The 25150-nt window shown below is 42.6% G+C and carries 17 protein-coding genes and 1 tRNA gene; 12 read left to right on the top strand and 6 right to left on the bottom strand.

The annotated features are described in order from the left end of the window. The first annotated feature begins 218 nt into the window (after positions 1-218). The 3 genes from FHW88_RS26180 to FHW88_RS26190 all read left to right on the top strand — a co-directional run bounded on the left by FHW88_RS26180 (position 219) and on the right by FHW88_RS26190 (position 4010). The gene (locus FHW88_RS26180; RefSeq protein ID WP_176628578.1) at positions 219-2141 is read left to right on the top strand and encodes an ABC-F family ATP-binding cassette domain-containing protein; all 1923 of its coding nucleotides are present in this window, start codon (positions 219-221) and stop codon (positions 2139-2141) included. 175 nt (positions 2142-2316) lie between these two features. Beyond that, positions 2317-2748: a hypothetical protein gene (locus FHW88_RS26185; protein WP_090527747.1), complete on the top strand. Its 432-nt coding sequence runs from the start codon at positions 2317-2319 to the stop codon at positions 2746-2748. Further along, positions 2745-4010 carry a DUF5103 domain-containing protein gene (locus FHW88_RS26190; RefSeq protein ID WP_255485447.1) on the top strand — a complete coding sequence of 422 codons (1266 nt, stop codon included), beginning with the start codon at positions 2745-2747 and terminating at the stop codon, positions 4008-4010. The genes FHW88_RS26185 and FHW88_RS26190 overlap by 4 nt, the downstream gene beginning before the upstream one ends. Before the next feature lie 337 nt (positions 4011-4347). On the opposite strand, the gene gap is transcribed toward FHW88_RS26190, so the two are convergent. From gap to pfkA, 3 genes are read right to left on the bottom strand one after another with little or no spacing between them, the layout of a single operon-like run. Continuing rightward, positions 4348-5343 carry a type I glyceraldehyde-3-phosphate dehydrogenase gene (gap, locus tag FHW88_RS26195; RefSeq protein ID WP_090527744.1) on the bottom strand — a complete coding sequence of 332 codons (996 nt, stop codon included), beginning with the start codon at positions 5341-5343 and terminating at the stop codon, positions 4348-4350. 6 nt (positions 5344-5349) lie between these two features. Further along, entirely contained in the window at positions 5350-6198 is an 849-nt protein-coding gene (locus FHW88_RS26200; RefSeq protein WP_090527741.1) for a hypothetical protein, read from the bottom strand. Between the two features lie 7 nt (positions 6199-6205). Beyond that, complete coding sequence (pfkA, locus tag FHW88_RS26205) at positions 6206-7192, bottom strand: 6-phosphofructokinase (protein WP_176628579.1); 987 nt, start codon at positions 7190-7192, stop codon at positions 6206-6208. Between the two features lie 129 nt (positions 7193-7321). Between pfkA and FHW88_RS26210 the strand changes: the two genes are divergently transcribed. Next, the gene (locus tag FHW88_RS26210; protein WP_371328320.1) at positions 7322-8014 is read left to right on the top strand and encodes an NUDIX hydrolase; all 693 of its coding nucleotides are present in this window, start codon (positions 7322-7324) and stop codon (positions 8012-8014) included. A 340-nt stretch (positions 8015-8354) separates the two neighbouring features. Here FHW88_RS26210 and FHW88_RS26215 read toward each other — a convergent pair whose 3' ends face one another. Both FHW88_RS26215 and FHW88_RS26220 read right to left on the bottom strand, forming a co-directional pair. Further along, positions 8355-9215: an N-acetylglucosamine kinase gene (locus FHW88_RS26215; RefSeq protein ID WP_176628580.1), complete on the bottom strand. Its 861-nt coding sequence runs from the start codon at positions 9213-9215 to the stop codon at positions 8355-8357. Positions 9216-9544: 329 nt separating this feature from the next. Then, positions 9545-10474, bottom strand: a complete 930-nt coding sequence (locus tag FHW88_RS26220; protein WP_176628581.1) for a Nif3-like dinuclear metal center hexameric protein — start codon at positions 10472-10474, stop codon at positions 9545-9547. Positions 10475-10583: 109 nt separating this feature from the next. On the opposite strand from FHW88_RS26220, the gene FHW88_RS26225 reads away from it, so the two are divergent. From FHW88_RS26225 to FHW88_RS26260, 8 genes are all read left to right on the top strand, one after another. Continuing rightward, entirely contained in the window at positions 10584-11765 is a 1182-nt protein-coding gene (locus FHW88_RS26225) for a glycosyltransferase family 87 protein (RefSeq protein ID WP_176628582.1), read from the top strand. Between the two features lie 269 nt (positions 11766-12034). Then, positions 12035-13003, top strand: coding sequence for a glycosyltransferase family 2 protein (locus FHW88_RS26230; RefSeq protein WP_090527721.1), 969 nt, complete (start codon positions 12035-12037; stop codon positions 13001-13003). After that, entirely contained in the window at positions 12984-13790 is an 807-nt protein-coding gene (locus tag FHW88_RS26235; protein WP_176628583.1) for a polysaccharide deacetylase family protein, read from the top strand. Before FHW88_RS26230 ends, FHW88_RS26235 begins: the two co-directional genes overlap by 20 nt. A gap of 141 nt (positions 13791-13931) precedes the next feature. Next, positions 13932-14005 (top strand) — tRNA-Arg (locus FHW88_RS26240). 1140 nt (positions 14006-15145) lie between these two features. After that, positions 15146-18835 (top strand): hypothetical protein, encoded by a 3690-nt coding sequence (locus FHW88_RS26245; RefSeq protein ID WP_090527715.1) that lies wholly within the window; start codon positions 15146-15148, stop codon positions 18833-18835. An 18-nt stretch (positions 18836-18853) separates the two neighbouring features. Next, positions 18854-19672, top strand: a complete 819-nt coding sequence (locus FHW88_RS26250; protein ID WP_176628584.1) for a hypothetical protein — start codon at positions 18854-18856, stop codon at positions 19670-19672. A gap of 30 nt (positions 19673-19702) precedes the next feature. Further along, positions 19703-23248 (top strand): DUF6443 domain-containing protein, encoded by a 3546-nt coding sequence (locus tag FHW88_RS26255; RefSeq protein ID WP_090534863.1) that lies wholly within the window; start codon positions 19703-19705, stop codon positions 23246-23248. After that, the gene (locus FHW88_RS26260) at positions 23245-23718 is read left to right on the top strand and encodes a hypothetical protein (RefSeq protein ID WP_090534864.1); all 474 of its coding nucleotides are present in this window, start codon (positions 23245-23247) and stop codon (positions 23716-23718) included. The genes FHW88_RS26255 and FHW88_RS26260 overlap by 4 nt, the downstream gene beginning before the upstream one ends. 902 nt (positions 23719-24620) lie before the next feature. Here the strand turns inward: FHW88_RS26260 and FHW88_RS26265 are convergent. Next, positions 24621-25145, bottom strand: a complete 525-nt coding sequence (locus FHW88_RS26265) for a hypothetical protein (RefSeq protein WP_090534866.1) — start codon at positions 25143-25145, stop codon at positions 24621-24623. Positions 25146-25150: the final 5 nt, after the last annotated feature.

Below are 25150 nucleotides of genomic sequence, written 5' to 3' on the forward strand. Positions count from 1 at the left end.
AAAAGGTAAAAGGCTAAAGGTGAAAGGCAAAAGGTAGCTGCGGCTTTGCAAATAAAAGGTAAAAGGTAGCTGCAGTTTTGCATGCTTCTTGGTGTATCTTTGGCCTTTCTATTTATCGCATTTTAAAAGCCTTTCACCTTTTACCTTTCTGCTTTCACCTCCTCCTAAAGAACCTTTCATCTTTCGCCTTAAAACAAAAAGCGTATCTTTGCGCGTAAATGATTGCTATAAATAACCTTACGTTCGAGATTGGTGCGCGGGCCTTATATGATGAAGCCAACTGGCATATTAAACCCGGTGAAAAAATTGGTTTAATTGGTGCCAACGGTACAGGTAAAACTACCCTTTTAAAAATTATTGTAGGCGACTATAAGCCTACTTCCGGAACGGTATCAATGGCTAAGGACCTTACTATGGGTTACCTTAACCAGGATCTGCTTTCATATTCATCTGATAAAAACATCGTACATGTGGCCATGGAAGCCTTTGAGCGCCAGAACCAGCTGCACGATGAGATCGAGAACCTGCTCAAAAAGCTGGAAACTGATTATAGCGAAGAATTGTTAAATAAACTTAGCGACAAGCAGCACGAGTTTGAATTGCTCGATGGTTACAATATCGAATATAAAGCACATGAGATTTTAGCCGGTTTGGGCTTTAGTGATGAGGATTGCAAGCGTAAGTTGAGCACCTTTTCGGGCGGTTGGCGGATGCGTGTTATGCTGGCCAAGATTCTGTTACAGGCACCCGATATCCTGCTGCTGGATGAGCCTACCAACCACCTCGACTTACCATCTATCCAATGGCTGGAAGACTATTTGAAATCTTTTCCCGGTGCTATCATCATCGTATCGCATGACAGGTGGTTCCTGGATAAGGTGATCAACCGTACGGTTGAATCGCGCAAAGGCAAGCTTACTGTTTACGCGGGCAACTACTCTTTCTATCTCGAAGAAAAAGCCCTGCGCGAAGAAATTCAGCGCGGTGAGTTTAAAAACCAGCAATCAAAAATTAAACAGGAAGAGCGTTTGATCGAGCGTTTCCGTGCCAAGGCTTCTAAAGCTAAAATGGCGCAATCCCGCATCAAAATGCTGGATAGGATGGAGCGTATTGACGATGTGGATGACGATAATCCATCCGTTAACTTCGCTTTCCGTTTCAGCAAACAGTCGGGTAGGCACGTGATCACTTTAGAGGATATCACCAAAAAATACCCTGCTATCGATATTCTTGACCACGCCGAAGCTGTAATTGAAAAAGGTGATAAAATTGCACTCATCGGTGCCAACGGTAAAGGTAAATCAACCCTGTTGCGTATCATCGCATCGGCCGATAAGGATTATACAGGTACGGTAACTACCGGTCATAACGTAACTACTACTTTTTTTGCCCAGCACCAACTGGAATCTTTACACCTCGAAAATCAGATATTACAGGAGCTGCAATCATTTGCCCCCAAACATACTGATACCGAGTTGCGTACCATTTTAGGTTCATTCCTGTTCACCGGTGACGATGTGTTTAAGAAGATCAAAGTACTCTCGGGTGGTGAAAAATCGCGCGTAGCACTGGCTAAAGCGCTTACTGCCGATGCTAACTTCCTGGTACTGGATGAGCCTACCAACCACCTGGATATGCAGTCGGTTAATATCCTGATCCAGGCGCTTGACCAGTATGAGGGTACTTTCATTGTGGTATCGCACGACAGGTATTTCCTTGATAATGTAGCCAATAAGATTTGGTTTATTGAAGATCAGAAGATCAAGATTTATCCGGGTACTTATGCCGAGTTTGATGAATGGTATGCCAAACGTAAACTGGAGCCCAAAGCTGCCGCGCCGGCACCTCAGCCTAAAAAGGAAGAGAAAAAGCCCGAGCCGGCTAAACAGCCGCAAGGCGAAAACAAACATCAGCAGCTTAAAAAACTGAACCAGGACCTGGCCAAAATGGAACAACAAATTGCCGACCTTGAAAAAGAAGTAAAGCAGTTTGAAACCCAGCTGGCCGACGAAAAAATATACAGCGATAACGCCAAATTAAAACAAACCAACGCTGCCTACAGCGCCAAACAAACCGAACTGAAACAATTGCAGGAAAAGTGGGAAGCACTTGCCGAGCAGATATTGGAGTTGGAATCGTAAACCCCACCCAACCCTCCCCGAAAGGGAGAGGGCTTTGATGAGCGTGTGGAGTAAACTGTTATTGTGAATTAACGTCCCATCAATTAACGTCCCATCCGGGTCTCTCGAAGAGGGCCCTGATGAACACGAAAGTCGCTATTGCGTTGTAATAGCGACTATAAACCTAAATTAATAAATGACCAATCAATACCGTAGCCTTGTCATTGCTATAATAATATCCAGTTGCCTTATTATAGTTGGGGCAGGTCACGGCGCGGTACCAATGATGTTGATTGAAATCATGGCCCCGATAGCAAAAGGGCTTAAGTTTTCATTACAACTATCCAATAATAATGAAGATACCCTTGCGGCATCAGCGTTGTTCTTTTTTATCGGACAACTTTTGTTGTTTTTCGGTACACACAGAATGCATGTAATTACACGGCTTATTGGTGTTATATTTATGTGGACAGGTTTATTTTACCAGACACATAATATGTCCAACGATGGTGGTGCTAAGTTTACATTTGCTACAGGCGCCCCATTCTTATTTTTATCAATTGCATTGTTTAGTTTTGATGTCAGGCAGAATTGGCTGCAGGATAAAACAAATATTGAAGAGGAATGAAATTGATGAGATTTTTTTTGAGTATTGCGCTCCTTATCTTATTTGCTCAACAAAGCTTTGCACAACAATCCCCCTACAACAACAACGTTTACTCTCCGGCTATAAAAAGCGTTGAGTTTTATAACACTGCCAAGCAGGGCTCTTTCCCGGTTATTAATTTGGGGACCGATGAAAAGGTGCTGCTAACTTTCGATGACCTGCGTGGGGGCAGCCGTAATTACTATTATACCATTGAGCATTGCGATGCTAATTGGAACTCGTCAAACCTTTCATCTGCCGAGTACCTGCAAAGCTTTACCGACGACCGGCTGTACAATTACAGCTACTCAACCGGCACCATGCAAAAATATACCCATTACGAAATTTCGTTGCCCAACAATAACATCGCCCCCAAAATATCGGGCAACTATGTGCTGAAGGTTTATGAAGATGGCGATCAAAACAAAATGGTGCTTACCCGCCGCTTGTACGTGCTGGGCAAACGTGTTTCGATAGCTGCCGATCTGGTAGCTTCGGCCAATAATGCTATCCGGCAAACTAATCAAAAAATCAATTTTACGGTTGATTATTCGGGCCTTGTTGTGCAGAACCCGGCTTATGCCCTGCGTACTTTTATTATGCAAAACGCCCGTACCGAAACGGCGGTGCTTAACGGGCAGCCAACTTATATTCGTGGTTCGCAGTTAATTTATAATGATGTAAGCATTAATGATTTTCCGGGCCGTAACGAGTTCAGGCTGTTTGATATGCGTACGCTCAAACTTAACTCGCAAAGGGTAGCCAAAATTTACAAAGACTCCGTTAACGTAGTGGTACTGCTTGGCGACCCCGTGCGCGACCAGCCCAACTACATTTTTCAGTACGATAACGACGGTAAGTTTTACATCCTGAATAATGATGGTACCACGCCGGCCACCGATGCCGATTACGCTCACGTATACTTCACGTTATCAACCAATAAAAATCCTAAAGACGGAGCACCTTATGTGGTAGGGCAGTTTAACAATTACCGGCTTGATGATAGCAACAAGCTACACCCGCTTGATAACGGAAGATACACCGTAAACATGCTGCTAAAACAAGGCGTGTATGATTATGAATACGTTTGGGTAGATGCTAAAACCGGCAAAGCTGATGATATCCCTTTTGAGGGCAGCCACTTTGAAACTGAAAACGAATACCAGGTACTTACCTATTATCGTCCTCCCGCGGCCCGTTGGGATGAGCTGGTGGGTTATAGGGAGTTGGTGACGAAGAGGTAGATCTCTCCTAAATCCTCTCCCTTTTGAGAGGGTTTTGAATACCAGCAAAGCAGGACTGGCACGAACTACTGACTACTTTAATAGTTAATAATTGCAGAGGCTTGCAAGTTGTAAACGATTTTGCTACCTGCGGGTTAATGGCGCAATTGGTTGTAAAGTAAAGTTCAAACATCTGCACAATCAATAGTTTTCATGTATTGTTAGATATTAAAACGTAGGTGCCTGCTACAAATTAATAAATTTTCTGAATATCCATGCGGCGTAGTAAGCCCTCTCTAACAAAAAACGCCCTCCGGTTATCCGAAGGGCGTTTTATATGATCTAAAAAAATCAGCGATTATAATTTGCCAATTTCCTGAACAAGGTCAATCAGTTTGTTTGAGTAACCCCACTCGTTATCGTACCATGAAACAACTTTTACGAAGTTATCATTCAGACCGATACCTGCTTTAGCGTCGAAAATTGAAGTACGCACATCGCCTTTAAAGTCTTCAGATACAACTTCATCTTCAGTGTAACCAAGGATACCTTTTAATTCGCCTTCAGAAGCTTCTTTCATAGCAGCTTTGATGGTTTCGTATGAAGCACCGTTTTTCAAACGTACAGTTAAGTCAACTACAGATACGTCGGCAACTGGTACGCGGAATGACATACCTGTTAATTTACCTTTTAACTGAGGTAAAACTAAACCTACAGCTTTAGCGGCACCTGTTGATGAAGGGATGATGTTTTGGTAAGCACCACGACCACCTCTCCAATCTTTTGCAGATGGGCCGTCAACTGTTTTTTGAGTTGCAGTAACAGCGTGTACAGTAGTCATCAAACCTTCTTCGATACCAAATTTATCGTCCAATACTTTAGCGATAGGAGCTAAACAGTTGGTAGTACATGAAGCGTTTGAAACGATGTTTTGATCGGCTTTCAACGCTTTGTGGTTAACACCCATTACAAATGTAGGGGTATCATCTTTTGCAGGAGCGCTCATTACTACTTTTTTAGCACCGGCGTCGATGTGTTTTTGAGCAGTTTCCTGAGTTAAGAACAAACCGGTTGATTCAATTACAACCTCAGCACCTACTTCATTCCATTTAAGGTTAGCAGGGTCTTTTTCGGCAGTAACGCGGATGGTTTTACCGTTAACAACCAAATGACCGCCTTCAACAGCAATAGTACCATTGAACTGACCATGGGTTGAATCGTATTTTAACATGTAAGCCATGTAATCCGGCTCAACAAGGTCATTAATACCAACAACTTCAATGTCTGGTCTTTCAATTGCAGCCCTGAATGCCAGGCGGCCAATACGGCCGAAACCGTTAATTCCTATTTTCATGATTTTTTAATTTTTACTTGAATAGTAGGTTAATAAATTATTTATGGGTTCTTTAATTATATTAGTGATTTGCAGATCAGCTTCGGCGGCAGCTTCATACAAGTGTTCCTGAAAATTAAAAGCAACAGAGCCTGCAAAGTGAACAGACGTACCCGGGTGTTGCTGATATAAAGGTAACAAATATGTGTAAATTAGCTTGCTAAATCCTTTTTTTATGACGTTTTGCAGATGATGATCGTTTTTATTATCGAGATAAAAATCGGTGAAGGAACTTAAAAATAAAGCAGGTTGCTTTTGACGATAAACCTTTTCGAGCAGATTTTTACGGTCTGCATCGTATTTGTGTATAAACTTTTTACGGATAGATAGAGGCAGGGTATCGTTCATGAATTCCTTGATGAGCTGCCTGCCCAGCCAGTTGCCCGATCCTTCATCGGCCAGGATATAACCCAAGCCATAATTGTTTGGCCAAACTCTTTTTCCATCATACCAGGCGGCGTTGCTGCCGCTGCCGCAAATGCTCACAATGCCGGGTTCGTTTTTACAGCAGGCTATAGCCGCCCCGGCAATATCATGCTCGACAGAAACTTTTCCGAACTTGAAAAAGGTTGAAAAAGCACTATGTACTATCTTCTTCCGCTCATCTGACGAGGCGCCCGCACCAAAAAAGTAGATGCGTCTGATCACTTCGGCGTGGTGTATAAGATTGATGTTTTTATTGAGCAGTTGAAGGATGTGCTTCTCGTCGTTAAAATAGGGATTTATGCCATTGGTTTTAAAGGAAGCAACAGTTCTTCCCTTATCAGTAAGCCTCCAATGTGCAAAGTACGATCCGCTATAAACAACTGCAATCATTAATAATCTATATCGATAATATATCCATCATTTGTAAAAGGTCTTCTTCAAGCTTAAACTCGTGCTGGTTAAGTGCTGCTTCCAGGTCTGTCATCATGATCTGATTGGCCTGCAAACCTACCATTTTTTGTGATTCGCCGGCAACCAAAGCGTTAACTGCAGCAAAGCCAAGCCTGCTGCCCAAAATACGGTCAAAGCTTGACGGCGCACCGCCCCGTTGCAAGTGGCCTAAGATAGTAACTTTTATGTCGTAATTTTTAACTTCTTGTTGTACAGCCTTTGCCACGTCATAAACACCGCCGTTTTTATCACCTTCGGCAACAATTACAATGCTTGATGATTTTTTGTTCATGTGGCCCTCTTTAAGGTTTACGATCAAATCATCAATAGCAGTAGCGCGTTCAGGAAGTAAAATAGCTTCGGCACCGCATGATATACCTGCACGCAAGGCAATAGCGCCCGAGTCGCGGCCCATAACCTCTATAAAGAAAAGGCGGTCATGCGCATCGGCAGTATCGCGGATTTTGTCGATAGCCTGGATAACCGTATTGGTAGCGGTATCAAAACCAAGGGTATAGGTTGAACCGCAAAGGTCATTATCAATTGTACCCGGTACGCCCATTACTGCAATGTCGGGATACTTACGTGAAAAACGCAGGGCACCGGTAAAAGTACCATCACCGCCAATAACCACAAGGGCATCGATACCACGGGCTTTGGCGTTTTGGTATGCTATCTCCATGCCCTCGTCAGTTTTGAAAGGCAGGCAACGCGCGGTTTTTAAAATGGTGCCGCCCAAATTAAGGATGTTACTTACCGAGCGTTTATCCATTTCATACATGTCGTTTTCGATAAGGCCTTTATAACCCTGCCTTATACCTATAACTTCCAGCCCGTTATACAGTGCGGTCCTCACAACGGCACGTATACAAGGGTTCATTCCGGGGGCGTCACCGCCTGAAGTTAAAACCCCTATTTTTGAAATTTTACGCATCTTTCGCTCCTTAATTTTACGCTACGAAGATACTGTGTGTAAATTACACCATTAAATTTTATTTATTTTTTTTTGGATTAGGAATTAAGGCTATATCTTTAAACTTATTAACTAAATCTCACTAATAGTTTGGAACTAATGTTACCCAAGTTTGATTCCGTATTCTCGATTGACTGCGTGATATTCGGCTTTGAAGCCGGCGAGCTTAAAATTTTGCTTATTGAGCGAAACGAGGAGCCATATAAAGACTGGCTTGCACTGCCCGGCTATATTGTTGAGCAAGACGAGAGTATTGATGATGCGGCTGAGCGGATCCTGTATGAGCTTACAGGTTTACGTGATTTGCACATGCAGCAGTTTCATACTTTTGGCGAAGTGAACCGCCACCCCCAGGGCCGTGTAATTACGGTTGCTTACTATGCATTGATCCGCATAAACGGGCAAAAGGAATTACGACCGGTTACCCAATATGCCAAAAAAGCATTCTGGCATCCGGTAAGCGAATTGCCTAAACTGGCGTTTGACCATAGTGAGATCTTTAAAACAGGGTTCAATAAGATAAAGCGCCGGCTACACTACCAGCCGATAGCGTTTGAGCTATTGCCCGAAAAATTTACGCTTACCCAATTGCAGTCGCTTTATGAGGCTGTTTTGGATAAGAAGCTTGATAAACGCAATTTTCGCAAAAAGATGCTCAGCTATGGCTTTTTGAAGGAGCTTGATGAAAAGCAGAAGGGGGTATCATACCGCGCCGCTAAACTGTACAAGTTTGATAAACGTAAGTACGGCAAGATTTTTCAGGGAGAGATGAATTTGGTATAGCTTTTAGAGAGTCAGGAAGTCAGGACAGAGTCAGGAAGTCAAGAATCAAGAGCCAAGAAAGAAATAGAATTATAAGACAGAAGGGTTGGGAGATTTTCCAGCCCTTTTGTTTTTAGTGATCGTTTCACCCCGTCATTGCGAGGCGCGAAGCAATGACGGGTGGAGGGGGCAGGTATCCACTATCTGTAGAAAGTGTAGTGACACAGGTATACAGACGGCAGAATCATCCCATTCATTTGTTGAAGAACACGTAAAAAGCAAAAGGACCGGAAAATGTTCCAGTCCTTTTTAGCTAAAATCTTGACGTCTTAGGTCTGGATTCTTGATGTCTTGCTTCTAACTATAAAGAAGAAGGTGCTAATTCCAAATGGTATTTCACCAGGTTATCTATAGGCGAGCGGATGATGTTGCCAACAACCATGCCATTTTCAGTAACTACTTCTTCCAGCACGTTACGGAAGTTATAACCTACCGAACCGATGCAGTTGAAAGTGTATTTTTGGTAATCAGGGTAGTGGGTTACCAGGTTGCGAAAGAAATCTTCGAACGAGGTACGTACCAGGTTGCGTGAATATTCGATGTGTACGTTGTTATCGTAAACAAATTTGCTGAAGCTTGCACAAAAACGGTTAGCACGCGGCTGGGTATAAACCTGCTCATTGATATCATCAGGAGTAAGTTTGTAAGTTTCCCAGAAAAGGGCACGTACAGGCTCAGGCATATAACCGCGCAGGTAATCTGTTAACAGCTTTTTGCCGATGTAGCAACCGCTGCCTTCGTCACCAAGAATATAGGCGCCCGAATCAATATTGTGTACAACTTCTTTACCATCATAAATGCAGGTATTGGTTCCGGTACCTAATATGGCGGCAAAGCCTTCGGTGTTACCAAGCAAAGCACGGGCAGCAGCAAGCAAGTCATGGCCAATATTAACTTTAGCGCCGGTGAAAACTACTTTCATAGCTTCCTCAACAATTTTACGCATTTCGGGGGTTGAACAGCCGGCACCATAGTAATTTACCTCTGTGATCAGGTTTTTTTCAAGATCGGTTGGCAGGCTTTCGTTCAGTGACTGTATAATATACTCTGTACTTGAAAAGTAGGGGTTATAACCCTCGGTATTGAAGTAAACTTTTTTTCCCTCTTCGGTAACCAGGCACCAATTTGTTTTGGTTGAGCCACCGTCAGCAATTATGATCATAAATTTTTGTTTTTTTAAAAATCGGTTAAAAGTAGGATTTACTTATTGTAAAAAAAACACTTAGTATTTTAAAAATTGAAAATTGCGATTTTTACTTAAATTATAGCTACTTTTTTGTATAAATTAAACTTTAAATGGTGCTTTTATACCATTGTTATCAATAATTAATCAGGTCAACTATACCTTTTTTTAAATGTAAAGTTTACAGATAAGCAGTGCGCCCTACAATTTAAAAACAGAGTAATTTACAATTGTACGCAATGTTACATTATTAAGCAAAATATTGGCTTTAATTAATGCTAAAACGTGTATTTTGTATTACAAACGGGTTACATAAACGCAAGTGAATTACCCGGGTGAATGTGTGTGGCTTTAATGCCGGGTACGTTTTGCTTCAGCCATCCTATCATAAACTCCGAACCCGGTTCTTCGCTGGCAATATGCCCTAATACAATTAATGAAAGTTTATCGCCTTTGGCTTGGGCATCCCTCACATATTCGGCAGTTTCCCATTCTGAAATTTCACCGCAAATCAGTACATCTGGTTTTTTGGTGCTCATTTCGGTGATCTGTCTTTTACCACCGGCCGCCCCGGGTAACAGCAGCACCTTTTGGCAGCTTTGTGATGGATTGCCAATGTAGCGTACCTTCTCAATTTTTAGCTTCTTTTTAAATGTTTCGATAAGCGAACTTAAGGAGGTAGACGGAATGTTTAACAGGTTCCCTGTTTCGGGTTTGTAATAGCTTATCCAATCAAGCTGCTTTAACAAACCAATGCCAACGCCATCGGGTTTAAGGCTATGTATGGTATCATGGTTGCGCCAAACCGCAATGTTGTACTTGTCGAGCAATTGTTTTTTATACTGAAATACGTCATCGTTGGCCAGCCAGGTGGTTTCATCGGCATGGTTATAAAAAGTTGGTTCGTGTGCTATGATAAAATTAGCCCCTAAGCTGATTGCTTTTTCAATAATGCCAATGGTTGCAAACATGGTGGTAACTATGCCGGTAACAACAATATCGCGGTTGCCCGATTTTAGGGTATCAACCGTATTAGGGAAGGGAGCGCCCGGCACTTGTTTCATAAACAGATCGATGATTTGCCCTACAGTAACTTGTTCGTCAGGGTTAGTAAAGATGATGGCATCGGCAGCAAATGGAGCCGACAACAATGCTGCAGTACCGGCTAAGGCACCTAACTGACCAATAAATTTACGGCGATCGGGGTTATGGTTGATGGGGGAAGGGTTTGGTTTCATGGTAATGATTGGGTTTTGATCAAAGATAGCACAGGTAAGTTAATTTAGGGATTTGTAATAATTGTGTGACATATTTATATCTTCGCATAAATTTAACGACCCCTAATCCGTGCAAAAACTTGCTAAGCTTATCACCAACAAACCTTTTGTATATTCTTTATGGTTTGGCCTAAGTTTATTTTTGGTAATTAAAGGTGTTTTAGCCCACCAGGGCTTTAACAATTACACCATATTTAAATTTAACTTTTTAAATACCATTCATCAGCATAACCTGTACGCTTATCAGCCTGAGCATTATTATGACCTGAACCACTACGGGCCAATATTTTCAATAATCATGGCGCCATTTTCTATCCTGCCAGATAGTATCGGGGTTATTTTATGGGTGCTGTTTAATGCGTTTATCCTTTTTAAGGCTATTCAATTATTGCCGCTAAAAAAAGATCAGTATGTTATTGTGCTTTTGTTGTGCGCCCATGAGCTGATGACGGCATCGGCCAATGTGCAAAGTAACCCCATGATTGCGGCGCTGATTATTCTAAGTTTTAATTTTATAAAGCGGGAACAGGATTTTTGGGCTGCATTGATGATTGCCCTTGGTGCATTTATAAAGCTTTATGGGATAGTTGGGCTGGCCTTCTTTTTCTTCTCCACAAATAAACCAAAGTTTGTGCTCAGCTTTATATTTTGGTCGGTAGTGTTGTTTGTGTTGCCGATGGCTATTTCGTCACCTTCGTTTATCATCCAAACTTATCACGACTGGTATACCGATCTGGTGATCAAAAATTCAGGTAATCAACATTCGTTAATGCAGGAGATTTGCGTTACCGGTTTTATCCGAAGGATATCTCATTATGAGGACCTCAAAAATATGTATGTAATAGGACCGGCGCTAGTGCTGTTCACGCTGTCATACCTGCGCATAGGCGCTTATAAAATTTTGGAATATCAGCGGCTCATCCTATCGTCGGTGCTGATCTTTGCGGTGATATTCAGCAGTTCGGCCGAATCATCAACTTATATCATTGCTTTTGTCGGGGTAGCCGTTTGGTTTATGAATTTAAACCGACCAGTAACCGGCTTCGAGATTTTCCTGTTGGTTTTGGCGCTGTTGATAACAAGTCTTTCGCCTTCAGATCTTTTTCCCTCCTTTATCCGTACCCAATATATTGTTCCTTATAAACTAAAATCGATACCCTGCTTTTTGATCTGGCTTAAAATAATTTACGAAACGCTTACCAGGGATTTTGCGGGCGAAAAGAAAAGTGTATTGAATACGGCCGCAGTTTAGAGGATTACTGATATGAAAACAATTCTGCAGGGGCTAATTTTTGATGTAAACCCCGGAAAACTTGCAGATTAATAAATAATTTTTATGTTTGTAACATTAAAGTTACATTTGAGGAATTTGACACCTTTATTTAAATCTGATTACGGCAGTTACATTTTGTAACAAATTAGCGTAAGGTTATTTAAGTAAAAAAGCGGTGCCTAAAAGGTATTCAAATATAAGCTTAATTACTATACCACCTATTACAATTAAAAATCCATAGTATAACTATGACTTACCTTGCCGATAAGAAGATCTCTATTGTTATACCCTCTCATAACGAAGAAAAAAACATTAGTTATTTAATTGAGCAACTTCGTGAAACACTTTCGCCCACGGGATATGCCTATGAGCTGATCTTTGTTGACGACGGAAGCCGCGATAATACCCTGAATGAGTTAAAGATCAATGCCGAGCTGCATTCCAATGTATTTTATGTAGAACTTTCGCGCAACTTTGGTAAAGATTATGCTCTTAAGGCCGGTATTGCAATGGCGCAGGGCGATGCCGTGATAACAATGGATGCTGATTTGCAGCACCCGCCACAGCTGATCCTGAAGATGTTAAACCTTTGGGAAAATGGCTATGATATTGTTTACACCTATCGCGAAGGCGAAAACCCTCATGGCAAGGGTTATCAGAAAGTTACGTCAAAATTGTTTTATAAAGGCCTTAACATGCTTTCGGATATCAAGATGGAAAATGGTACCGCCGATTTCAGATTGATTGATGAAAAAGTCGTAAAACAGCTTAAACTGATTGACGAATACGAGATCTTTTTTAGGGGGATAATTAAATGGGCAGGATATAAACAGGTTGGCATTCCTTATGTGCCATCAAAACGGCATACCGGCGAGGCAAGCTACTCGTTTGCAAAGCTGGTTAAACTTGCTGTAGGCAGCATTGTGGCGTTCAGTGCAAGGCCGCTTTACATTGTATCATTAATTGGGTTACTGGTTTCATCACTGGCTATTTTGTATATCCCTTATGTATTAGTAAGCTACTTTTTAGGTTACGCAGTTTCGGGATGGGCATCAATTATTGCTACCATAGCCTTTTTTGGCGGCCTTCAGTTACTTGTAATGAGTGTTATTGGAGTGTATGTTGGCAAAATATTTATGCAGTCTAAACATCGCCCACATTATATCATCCGGTCGTCAAACGTTGTTATTGTAAATAATGATTTTATTAGGGTTTGATGTTGAAGAGTTTGATATGCCGTTTGAGTACGGTAAATCAATACCATTTGATGAGCAGCTTGAAATTTCAACAAGGGGTACCAATGCTATACTCAAATTACTGGGGCAGAAAAATATAAAGGTTACTTTTTTTTGCACTGCCAATTATGCCATCAATAGGCCGGATGTCATCAAACAGATGGTGACCGAAGGACATGAGATAGCATCGCACGGGTATTATCATTCAGATTTTAAGGCCGAACATTTAAGGCAGTCGAAGCTGGTCTTGGAGGATATTTCCGGAACTGAAGTAACAGGCTTCCGCATGGCACGGATGATGCCTGTTGATGAGGCTGAAATAGCAAAAGCCGGCTATGAGTATAACTCGTCTATAAACCCAACCTGGCTGCCCGGGCGGTATAATAATTTTGATAAACCACGTACCTGGTTTTATGACCATGATGTGCTGCAGATTCCGGCTTCGGTTTCGCCGGTCGTACGTTTTCCGCTTTTCTGGCTAAGCTTTCATAATTTGCCGCTTTCTTTATTAAAAAGGATGGCCTCGGCAACGCTTAAAAAGGATGGCTACCTGAACCTTTATTTTCACCCCTGGGAATTTACCAATCTGCACGATAAAGAAAAGTTCGGTTTCCCGGGCTATGTTTCCAGAAACTCGGGCGAAGCTTTTGCACGAAGGATAGCTGATTTTATCGATTGGGCAATGGACAAGGGTTACACCTTTGGACGGACGGACGGATTTTGTGAAACAATTAAAAACAAAATTAAACAGGAGGCCGTATTACATTAACGAGCTGTTAAGCAGCTTATAGCAAATCAATTACCAAATTGATTGTTATTTTCAGCATAATTTTGCATATTTGCACCGCAAAAAAATATACAGTATACCATGGGTTCGAAACCATGCTTATATTTGTAGTTTAGGTGCGATGGTCCTATAGCTCAGCTGGATAGAGCAACAGATTTCTAATCTGTAGGTCTTTGGTTCGAATCCAAATGGGATCACATCTTCTACAGCCTCTTAGATTTATCTAAGGGGCTTTTTTATTGGCTAAAACGGGCTATTGATACTCTAAACGCTGTTTTTGAAACTTGTTGGTTAATTAATTGAATAGTTTGGTGATTTGTTAATTTACTCTTTCTGTGTTGTAATTTAAAGTTTTGAAGGTGTATTTGGCGCATTTTTGGCGCATTTTCAATTCAATTTTAGCTGTGAACAGCTTAATGATACTTTGTGATTGCATAGTTACGAAGATTAATGAGTGAATGAATTATGATGCCCATGCACGCTTATAGCAATCAAGTGCAAGGAGGAACGGAATAAATGAGAGGCTGCGCGTTGGCTTGTGTTTATGCCGTAGTTCCTTGCCACGCTTCAGCAGCTATAAGCGTAACTTTGCCTAATAATTCATTTCTTGCTCTCCTTTCCATTTCTAATTTTTTATAGAATCTTGTAATTACCCTTATAAAAGTAACATTTCAATAAAAATAAGAAAAGTTAGAATTGAGTATAGCGTTAAAGTTCGCTATTCAACCAGTTTCATTTAAAAGGTAAGCCTTGTAACTGCCTTTCTAATAATTTCGATGGCCTTGTAATTACCCTTATAAAGTGAAATTGATAAATAAATTAGAAAAGTAGAATGAGGTTGTAGACGCTCAATGTTGTGTTTGGTTTGATTGTTTGGGGTGGCATTTCCACCACTCGACTTAAAAGGTCACTGAATCCGATAGTTTTACAAACGACTGTTAAATGAACTTTGCAGTCAATTGAAATCAGTGACCTTTTAAGAATAGTATTGAGAGCTATTATTTCTATACATTACTTTACTATAGTCAATTCATATATTGCTTCGGCAATCATAACCTCCATAAAAACGGCTGGTATCTGCTTTCGATTGACAAGTTTCACTACTGGAGAAAAATCTTTAAGATATCGATCTTGATGTGGTTTTAGTATGACGGCAGAAAGAGGTATTCAAAAAAAGTTGCAACTGTAAAAAAATCTGTTAGTTTTGTTAATGTAAACCAAGCACTAAAATCCTTATCGCATGTCAACAAAAATACCGCCGCCCATCATAGTTTAACCTTCAAAACGCTCAAGTAAAAAACCTATCAACTTTTCCCTTACCTAAATTTTTACACCTAATGTTATCACGGCAACCAATCAAAGTATTAGCGCTGCTATGTTGTGCGCTATTCATTACTATAAATTTATTTGCGCAAACAAGTCCGCCGCCATATGTGCCTAATGTACTGCCGCCTTCGCCAAACGCGGCAGTCTTGATGAAATTTGCAGATGTACCGGTGAGTCCATATACCGGAACTGCAGATGTTTCCGTACCGGTTTATACGATACAGGCTAAAGGCCTTAGTATGCCGATCAGTTTAAACTATCATACCGGAGGTATCCGGCTTAACGAAGAGTCAGGCTGGACAGGTCTTGGATGGGCTCTGAATGCCGGAGGAATGATCTCCCGCACCGTCCGGGATAAAGACGATTTTTACAGCGGGTACTTCGGATCCGCCGAACTTCCATTGATTCCAGGTGATTTGGCTGACAATCAACCGGCCAATGGCAACGGCGATCCCAAACACCCGGAAATGCCGATGCTGAATATCAATAAATACATTTTTGATTTTAATTGCAGTTATCTGGTCTATTTGACCAACGGAACTGTTATGGATTATTCGCATGTTTTTTCGACTGCGACCTCCGGAACAAGCCCTTCAGATATGGAGCCGGATAGTTATAGCTTTAATTTCTTGGGGATGAGCGGCAAGTTTATCATACGGCCGGATAAAACCGTGGTTCTGGAAAAGCAGGATAATATCAGGATCCAACTAACTGCCGCCAATACATTTATCGTTACAGATGAGAAGGGTGTCCGTTATTTTTTTAATGATAAGGAATATGGCGGGTCAAGCTCAAGTCCCGACCAGTTAAGTACCTGGCACCTTAGTAAAATAATTACGCAGGAAAATGATGTAATTACCTTTAATTATGCATCAAACGGCGCAGTAACCGTAGCAGAGCAACCAATGTTGAGCTATAGTTTTGGTTGCGGCAACCAGGGGCTTTACCCGGCGCCGGTCACCGCCACAACTTATACCAATTCGGTATTGCAAAGTATTGATTTTACTAACGGAAGGATTGTTTTTGATTTCGACAACATTCGCCCGGACCTTTCTGGCGGTAGCAAGTTAAATGACATTAAAGTTTATTCAAAAAGCAAAGCTGGATTGAAAATGATCAAGGAAAACGACTTGTATTATTCCTATTTTAACGCGAACGCTGCAAATAAACCAGAGATGTCAAGGCTCCGGCTGGATAGTGTCAAGGAGGTAAACGGCAGTTTATCGGTCAAACCATACCGTTTTATCTATAATGAAGACGGAAGTTCCCTGGCCGGAAAACATAATTATGGTGTTGACCACTGGGGCTTTTTTAATGGAGCCACAGGAAATACCACGCTGATCCCAACCACGAGCACTTCTTATGAGGCAAGTGGGTCGGCAGGCTTGCAGGTAAATTTCACAGGGGCCGACCGCTCTCCCTCATCTCAGTATATGCAGCTATTTTCGCTGCAACAGGTCGTTTATCCTACAGGAGGCAAAACCGTATTCGAATATTCGGCCAATGAATATGATTATGATAAGTCTATCATTGGTGTTACCGAATACCCACAGCTTGACCAGGTGACTATTGATACAGTTTTTGTGATCAGCACGTATGGCGCAAAAAACGGGACTTTTGACCTTAGCCACATCGTAGCCGGTACAGATGCAACAGTCAATGTGGCCTTTGTTTCGAAAATCAATTCCGGCTGGCCTCCGGCTGACAGGGCAACTTACGGAAAACTGTACTTTTCGGTGAACGGGAGCGTTGTCGACCTGTCCAGTAGTAACCTGAGTTGTGGTGGACCGGCGTGCAGTACCAGTGTAACCCTTCATGCGCCTACGCAATCAAGCACCATTTATACCTGGAATTCATACGTAGATCCCAGTATTCCCACAACTGACTTCTCGCTTATTCATGTACAGGTAACCTATCAGGGCTATAAACTGCGCGTACATCAGAGCAATGGTATCCACAAGGAGATCGCAGGGGGGATCAGGATCAACTCCATAACTGATTATTCGGATAACGTAACGATAACAAAAAAACGTATTTGGGATTATGGGTACACTTCCGGATCTGATCAATATACCTATGGGAGGCTGATGTCATTCCCATCCTATATCCACAAGGAGTTTGTTGCTAATACGATCAATCAGGGTGTTTGCCCCAGTGTGGTCATTTTGGGTACCAGCAATACCGGTTTAACCAGTGTGATACAGGGCAATATCGTAGGGTACTCCCAGGTCAACGAAAGAACTATTGATCCCGTAACCAATGCTGATATCGGGAAAAGCGTTTACAATTTCTTCAATTCTCCCGATTCCGTCATTAATTATAATGGTTTCCGGAGGCCTGGAACGTTAAACATAGGCAACCATTTAAACGGTTCGCTGTTATCAAAAAAAGAATACAGGAATACAGGCGGCAATTATTATAAAGTTCATGAAACCTATAATTATTATCATACGGCAAACCGCAACGTATATTTTAACCCCAAATACTTCCTGGCCTGGCCAATAGGTTCTGGGGGAACAGGCATCGGGGATTGCAACGGTAACGCCGGGGTTCCTGTTGAAATGATCGCATTGTTTTACCCATTATTGAAATCGGAACGGGTGTTACAGGATTCTGTCAGGGAAATTACGTATGATCAGAATGACACTACGAAATTTGTAACGGTGAGCAACAAAAGTTTTTACGATAATCCTTTGCATTACCAGTTGACCCGGAGCAGCATGACTGATGAAAAAGGAGATCGCCATGTATCAAGAACCACTTACCCTCAGGATTACATTACAGGGGGAGGAGTGACAGGAAACACTGTACTCGATACGCTGATCCGGCGAAACATGGTCGCTACGACAATAGAAAAGCGGGACAGCCTGTATTATAAAGGATCATCCACTGGGTACGTAGCGGGGGCATCTGTAAGCAGGTTCCGTCAGCTTTCATCGGGAACGGTAGTGTCAGACAAGATGTATAAGCTTGATGTGATCAAGCCGGTAACGGATTTTGTACCGATGTCGGTAAGCGGGAATACCATTAACCAGGACAGCCGGTACCGCCAGCTGATTAACTTCGATGCGTATGATGATAAGAACAATATTGCGCAATATACGGCAACAGGTCAGTTACCGATAAGCATTATCTGGGACTACCGCCAGATGTCACCAGTCGCCCAGGTGAAGAACGCGGACACGTTGTCGGTCGCTTATACCTCTTTCGAGACGGAGGGAACAGGCCACTGGGCAGTAGCGTCAACCCAGCGAGATAGCGTTACCGCAGCATTTTCAGGCTATAAATCCTATAACCTTTCTAATGGCGGTATCACCAAAGGCAACTTGACCGCAGCTAATACCTATGTAATATCATACTGGACCCGCAATGGATCGGCGTTAGCCATAGCCGGTACCGTAGCCGGTTACCCGCTGAAAGGAGGGACTATTAACGGGTGGACCTATTACGAGCACCAGGTTACCGGGCAGACGACAGTTGCCGTATCAGGTACAGGTAATATTGATGAACTCAGGTTATATCCGAAGGGCGCTCAGATGACCACCTATACTTATACGCCGCTGATCGGCGTGACCAGTTCGATAGATCCGAAGAACAATGCCTCGTACTACGAATATGACGGCCTCGGACGTTTGCAAAACATCAGGGATAAAGACGGCAACATCGTTAAACATACAGATTACCATTACCAGGGACAATAACAAATTAGAACCAATCACATGAAAAAATTAACCTTAATCACCATTCTGTTCGTTTTTATCTCGAACTATCTTTTTGCGCAATGGACAACCAGCGGCACCAATATATATACCAATAATGCGGGCAGTGTGGTTATCGGGGCGACAACCCCAACAGTAGTCAATGCTTCAGCGGCTTTATTTCCATCTGTTACGTCCAAATTCAATGTAGTAACAGGGACCGGACCGGCAACCTTTGCTGATCTGGTAGTTCTGAACCATCCAGGCGTAAACGTAGATGCTGTTCAGCGGCAGATCGGCCTTGTTTTCAAATTATCAAGCGAAAGCACCACAGGTGAATCTGACAAAATGGGTGGGATGCTATTGGAAAGCAGTAATGGATATGCCAATCTCCCTTCTTTTAGCCTGGTAACAGGCAACATCCGTAGGCTTACCATAGATGCCTCTGGAAATATAGGTATTGGCAAAACGGACCCGCAAAACAAACTGGATGTTAATGGCACCATACATTCTAAATCCGTGCTGATCGACCTGAATGGCTGGAGTGATTATGTGTTCAAAAAAGATTATCGCTTGGCACCGTTATCGGAGGTCGAAGCATATATCGATCAAAACCAGCATTTACCGGAAATCCCTTCAGAACAGGAAATGACCAAAAAAGGGCTTAATGTCAGCGAGATGAACAAGTTACTGATGAAGAAAGTGGAAGAACTGACCTTGTACGCGATAGAGAACGAGCAGAAGGACAAGAAAAAAGACAAGCTTTTGGCTTCGCTCCAGGAACAGATCAACGCGTTAAAGCAACAACTCAAGCCTGCTTCAGGGAAAGCAAAAAAATAACCGAACCTATCACAGCTAAATATTTGAAGCATGAAAAGAAATGCTCGTCACAGAAACCGTTTTACGGTTTCCTTACTTATATCGCTGTTTACAGGCAGTATGCGTTTGGCGGCACAAATCTACCTGTCGCCTCCGGCAACATTAACAGCAGCACCGGCAGCGGGCTCATATTATAACTATACGGGGATCACGCTGAACCCAAACTTCAGTTTTACGGCAGCAACTGGTAGCAGCCTGAACCTGTATATCGCCAATCCCGACTGCCAGCAGCTAACAAACAGTTTTAGCCAAAACCAGAACTATATTATTACCAGTACGCCGCGTACGGCAATGAGCTCGTTTAGCACGAGCGGTAAAACGGCCTGTGACCTGATGCAAACAGTGCAATACTTTGACGGGTTGGGCAGGCCGCTGCAAACGGTACAGGTAAAAGGGTCGACAGCGGGTAAAGATGTGGTCCAGCCATTTGTATATGACCAGTTCGGGCGGGAAGCACAAACGTACCTGCCTTACGCGGCACAGGGAGCAGCAGACGGGAGCTATAAAAGCGCAGCAATCAGCGACCAGAATACATTTTATACCTCCCCGCCATCAGGCTCGGGCGTTTCGGCGGTTGCAAGCCCTTTTTCTATGACCAATTTTGAACCCTCGCCACTGAACCGGGTGCTGGAACAGGGAGCTCCCGGTGCCGTATGGCAGCCGGTAGCGGGCAGCACTGCCGGGCATACCAATAAGATAGATTATACCACCAATAATATCACCGCGCTAAGTGATGTAAACAACAGTTACCTGGCAGTTTTGTACACAGCAGCGATCAACAGTGATCAAAGCCGGACGCTCAACCACGCAAACGGTGCCAACTATGCTGCCGGTCAGCTGTACGTAACAATAAGCAAAGATGAGAACTGGGTAAGCGGGAAGCCCGGCACTACAGAAGAGTATAAAGACAAAGAGGGGCATGTGATACTGAAACGGACATTTAATCAGGTGGGCACAACCGTACAGGTATTATCAACCTATTATGTGTACGATGATCTGGGAAACCTGGCTTTTGTATTGCCTCCGAACAGCAATGCCGACGCGGGTATCACCAGTGCCGCCAATCAAGCCACACTGGATAATTTATGCTACCAGTACCAGTATGATGAGCGGAACAGGATGGTTCAAAAGAGGCTGCCGGGTAAAGATTGGGAATATATGGTATATAACCTTTTAGACCAGGTGATCTTTACCCAGGATGGCAATCAACGGATCAAATCGCCTCAGGACTGGAGCTTTATCAAATATGACGCTTTAGGCAGGGTAATTATGACCGGTACAGAAGGTGGACATACCGAAACCAGGCAGGGCCTTCAGGATTATATAACTACAACACTAAAGAACGCATCGTCAGGAGTTACGGAATGGGAAATTCCCAGTGCTGCCGGTACTCATGGTTATACCAACACTTCATTTCCGACCGGTCCGGGGGCAGTAGCGTTGACGGTAAACTATTATGATAGTTATAACACTCTGGCAGGTTACCCGGGTTACCCAACCAATTTTACCGTATCGGGGAACAGCACTATGACCACAGGATTAATAACAGCCAGTAAGACAGCGGTGCTGAACAACCCCTCAGATTATTTGTGGACAGTACATTACTATGACGATAAGGGCAGGGAAACACAGCTGTTTAAACAGCACTATTTAGGCGGCACGGTAAGCCAGTATAATTATGACCAGATCACCAATACATATAATAACATTACCAGCGAACTGACGACCAGTAAGCGTGAACATTATGTCAAAAACGCGAACAATACGGATAAGGTTAAATCGGTAACGATACTAAACACCTACGCTTATGACCATATGGGCCGCAAGGTGCAAACCAAGGAGCAGATCAACAGTGGTGCGAACATATTGTTGAGCCAGACAGATTACAACGAGATTGGCCAGGTTCAAACCAAACACCTGCACGGAGCAACAGGAGCAGCACCGTTTATGCAGAATATCGCGTATGCCTATAATGAACGTGGATGGTTAAAGAGCAGTACTTCACCCTTGTTTGCCATGCAATTAACCTATAATAATGGTAATACCGCTCCGTTTAATGGCAATATCAGTAACCAAACCTGGCAGATCCAGGGCGGCGCAAGCAAAAGTTATAATTATACCTATGACGCGCTGAACAGGCTGACAGCAGGTATATCTAATGAGAACTATAATGAACAGGGCATTGATTATGATTTGGCAGGGAATATCCAGCACCTGACTCGCCAAAACTCAGCCTATACTTATAATTATACGGGCAACCAATTGCAATCGGTAAGCGGGCTGACCACGGGTACATATCAATACGACCCGAATGGGAATGTCAAATTTGATGCCCGTAACCAGAAGACCATTGCGTATAACCTGCTGAACCTGCCGCAGAGTGTAACCGCAACAGGTTTTAACCTGAGCTATACCTACGATGCGGCAGGTAAAAAACTCCGTAAAAACAACGGGGCGACCATAACCGATTATATTGAGGGCATTCAATACGAAAACGGTAACATCATTTTTATCCAAACCGAAGAAGGCCGGGCGATCAACAGCGGAGGCAACTATATCTATGAGTATACCCTGACAGATCATTTGGGCAACAATCGGTTAAGCTTTGATCAGAACTCGGCGACAGCAATCAGGCAGCAGGATGATTATTACCCGTTTGGTATGGAAATATCAAGAGGTACTACTGCAAGTCCGAAGAATGAGTACCTTTATAATAAGAAAGAACTGCAGGAAGAATTGGGGCAATATGATTATGGCGCGCGGTTCTATGATCCGGTCATTGGGAGATGGGGAAGCGTGGATCCATTGACGGAGAAAATGAGAAGGCATTCTCCATACAATTATGGATTCAATAATCCAATGCGTTTCCTTGATCCTGATGGGATGGTACCTGGAGATTTTCTAGATCAACAAGGTAACAAAATTGGAACCAACGGTATCGATGATAAGAAATACTATGTGGTATCTAATCAAAATGAAATAAATAAAATCTCTACTACTAATTCAGCAGGAGGAACGACCCAAGTTATTGAAGTTTCTTCCGCGATACAATTACCAAGCGAGGTTGTCAGAGATAGAATGGTAGCGGCTGTTGATAGGTCTAATAGCGCTAGTACAGAGGCAAAGGACACGAAAGGTGGTATGCATGAAGAAGGAGGGGTTTATGGAAAGGTAGGAACAAAGGATGTTGCACTTGATTCTAAACCAGGGATGGTATATCAACCGGGAGGAAAAGGTTTAGGTGTGAATCCTTTAAATACAACGGGCAGTACGGAAGACAGAGTAGGGATTAAGATAGAAGGTACTTACCATGTTCATCCCAAAGGAGACGGTAAGACATCTTTTGTGCAGCCTCCATCATCTGCAGATTTAAATAATGCAGGTTATAGAAGTGAAAGGTTTGGTATAAATGGTTCGAGTTACGTATTAGGAGCAGGAAATAACACAATATACATTTATAAGCCTAATGGTGCCAGCGGCACAGCTACTGTTGTTGCAACGTTCCCTTTAGACAAATTTAGACAATTAGGTAAATGAAAAAGCGTATAATATCAATTACAGTGCTGTTGTTTCTACTGATTAGTTGCAAGATTAGCGGTCAGATCAAAAACAGGAACAGTTCTGTTCCCTCGAAGTTCTTTATAGATGAAAAAGATGCTGGTTTATCCGGATTAACCATAGCGTTCAGTGATGAAAAGGGTTTTATTAAGTATGGGATTGTTAAGAGTAATTATATAATACCTCCTCAACTTAATAAGAAAGTAAAGACAATCACTGTAATTATTACCTATAAAGGTTATAAAGGGGTTTTTCATAATGTAGATCGCCGCGTAGTCCAATCAACTCAAGATGTAAAGTGGATTTTTGGTGTTGATGAAGCACCTTTTGACAATTTGATAGGGGTTTCTACCGAGGGAGATAGTGACAAGTACAAGAAGATTGTTTATTGGAAGTTTGACTTACTTAAAGAAGGTGATGGTATAATGTTTACCGATAAGCAAAACTAACCAAGACAATGATAGACATAAGAAAGCCCGGCCAAGTCCGGGCTTTGCTGTTATTTTCTCCGCCCCCCCTGCTGCCGCAAGCGTTTTCGTGGCTGTTGCACCTCACTGGTCGAAGTTTAGCGAAAGCGTAACTTCGACCAAAAACAAAGCAAGCATCCTGCTTGCGAGGTATAGGAAATGCTGGATGAAATCAGCATCCGGGATTTTCGTAAATGTATTATCGGCTATTGATGCTTTGTAGCTGATCTTCGAGCCGCTGCGAGTTGAGCAAAAGGTCTGTGAAGGGAAAGCTGCATAGCAGCGACTTCACAGCATGCTTCACAAGGCTACTGGCGCTGCATTTGACTATAAGGGCAAAGCGTTGGATATTTCAAATGCTGTGACAGTACCGAAGCCTTTTGCGATGGCGCAGGCGAGCCTAAAATGATGAGCGACTGGCTGAGTTAATCTTGAGCGTTGCAAGCTTCACCTGGTCGATAGACCAAGTGAAAGCGCAGCATAGGTGAAAGGTTGATGAAGACAGGGAGAGCTCATGTGATGAACGACTTTGCGCCCTCAAATAGCGTGACAAGCCGCATCTGTGCGTTGGTCTTACTTCCGCACATTTTTAAAACAACCATATACAAAGTATACCTTATAAATAAATAATGTGCGGAGTTAGTTGCACTGGCAAAAAGATGCGGTTTAGCGAGATGTGCTGAAAGCTTATCGAGCGTAACGAAGCTTGGCGTGATATTTTGCGGCGCTTAGAAGTGAAGAACACCGATCTTCCTGGTGTGGTGGGCTATGCGAGGGACAGGCATAAGCAGAGCTTGCCTTTCTCGGTCTAAGCAACCAAAAGCGGGAAAGGCAAGTGATGGCTTATTTAAATTAGACTTAAAAAGTTCAAAAATGGCTCCAAATTAAAACAGTGGCGCAATTTTGCTTTGAATGTCGGAGATAACCGCCTTAAGCTTTTCGTTTTCACTTTCTAATTCTTGTATTCGCGTCTCATATGCAGCAACATCAAGAGAGCTTTTGCTACTGTATTTAACAAAGGTGGCCAAAATATTAACTACCTCGTCTATATCTGCTTTGCAATGAAACTCTTTCTTACGGTGAAATGGGTCGGTGATAAGAAACGTGATCGGGTTATGAGTATAAGATATCGAATCTTTTTCATTGTCGTATTTCGGGTAAGTCACAGCAACTGTCAAAGACCAACCGTTAACTATGCTACGATTATGAACTTTTTGGTTGGGAAAGGTAAAATACACATCGGAGTATGGCACCCTGAATACTGGCCCAAATGTTCCGTGGTTAGATTGATTACCAGTTGTTAAAATAATCGTTGGCGATGCAATCGATTCGTTGGTCAATTTATCCACTCGTTTTGCTTTAAAGCTTGAATCGAGTACGAAATGGTGTGCTTCTTTGATGATCGGCATAGAAA

Origin of the sequence: Mucilaginibacter sp. SG538B (assembly GCF_013376065.1) — a bacterium.
GTDB lineage: Bacteria > Bacteroidota > Bacteroidia > Sphingobacteriales > Sphingobacteriaceae > Mucilaginibacter > Mucilaginibacter rubeus.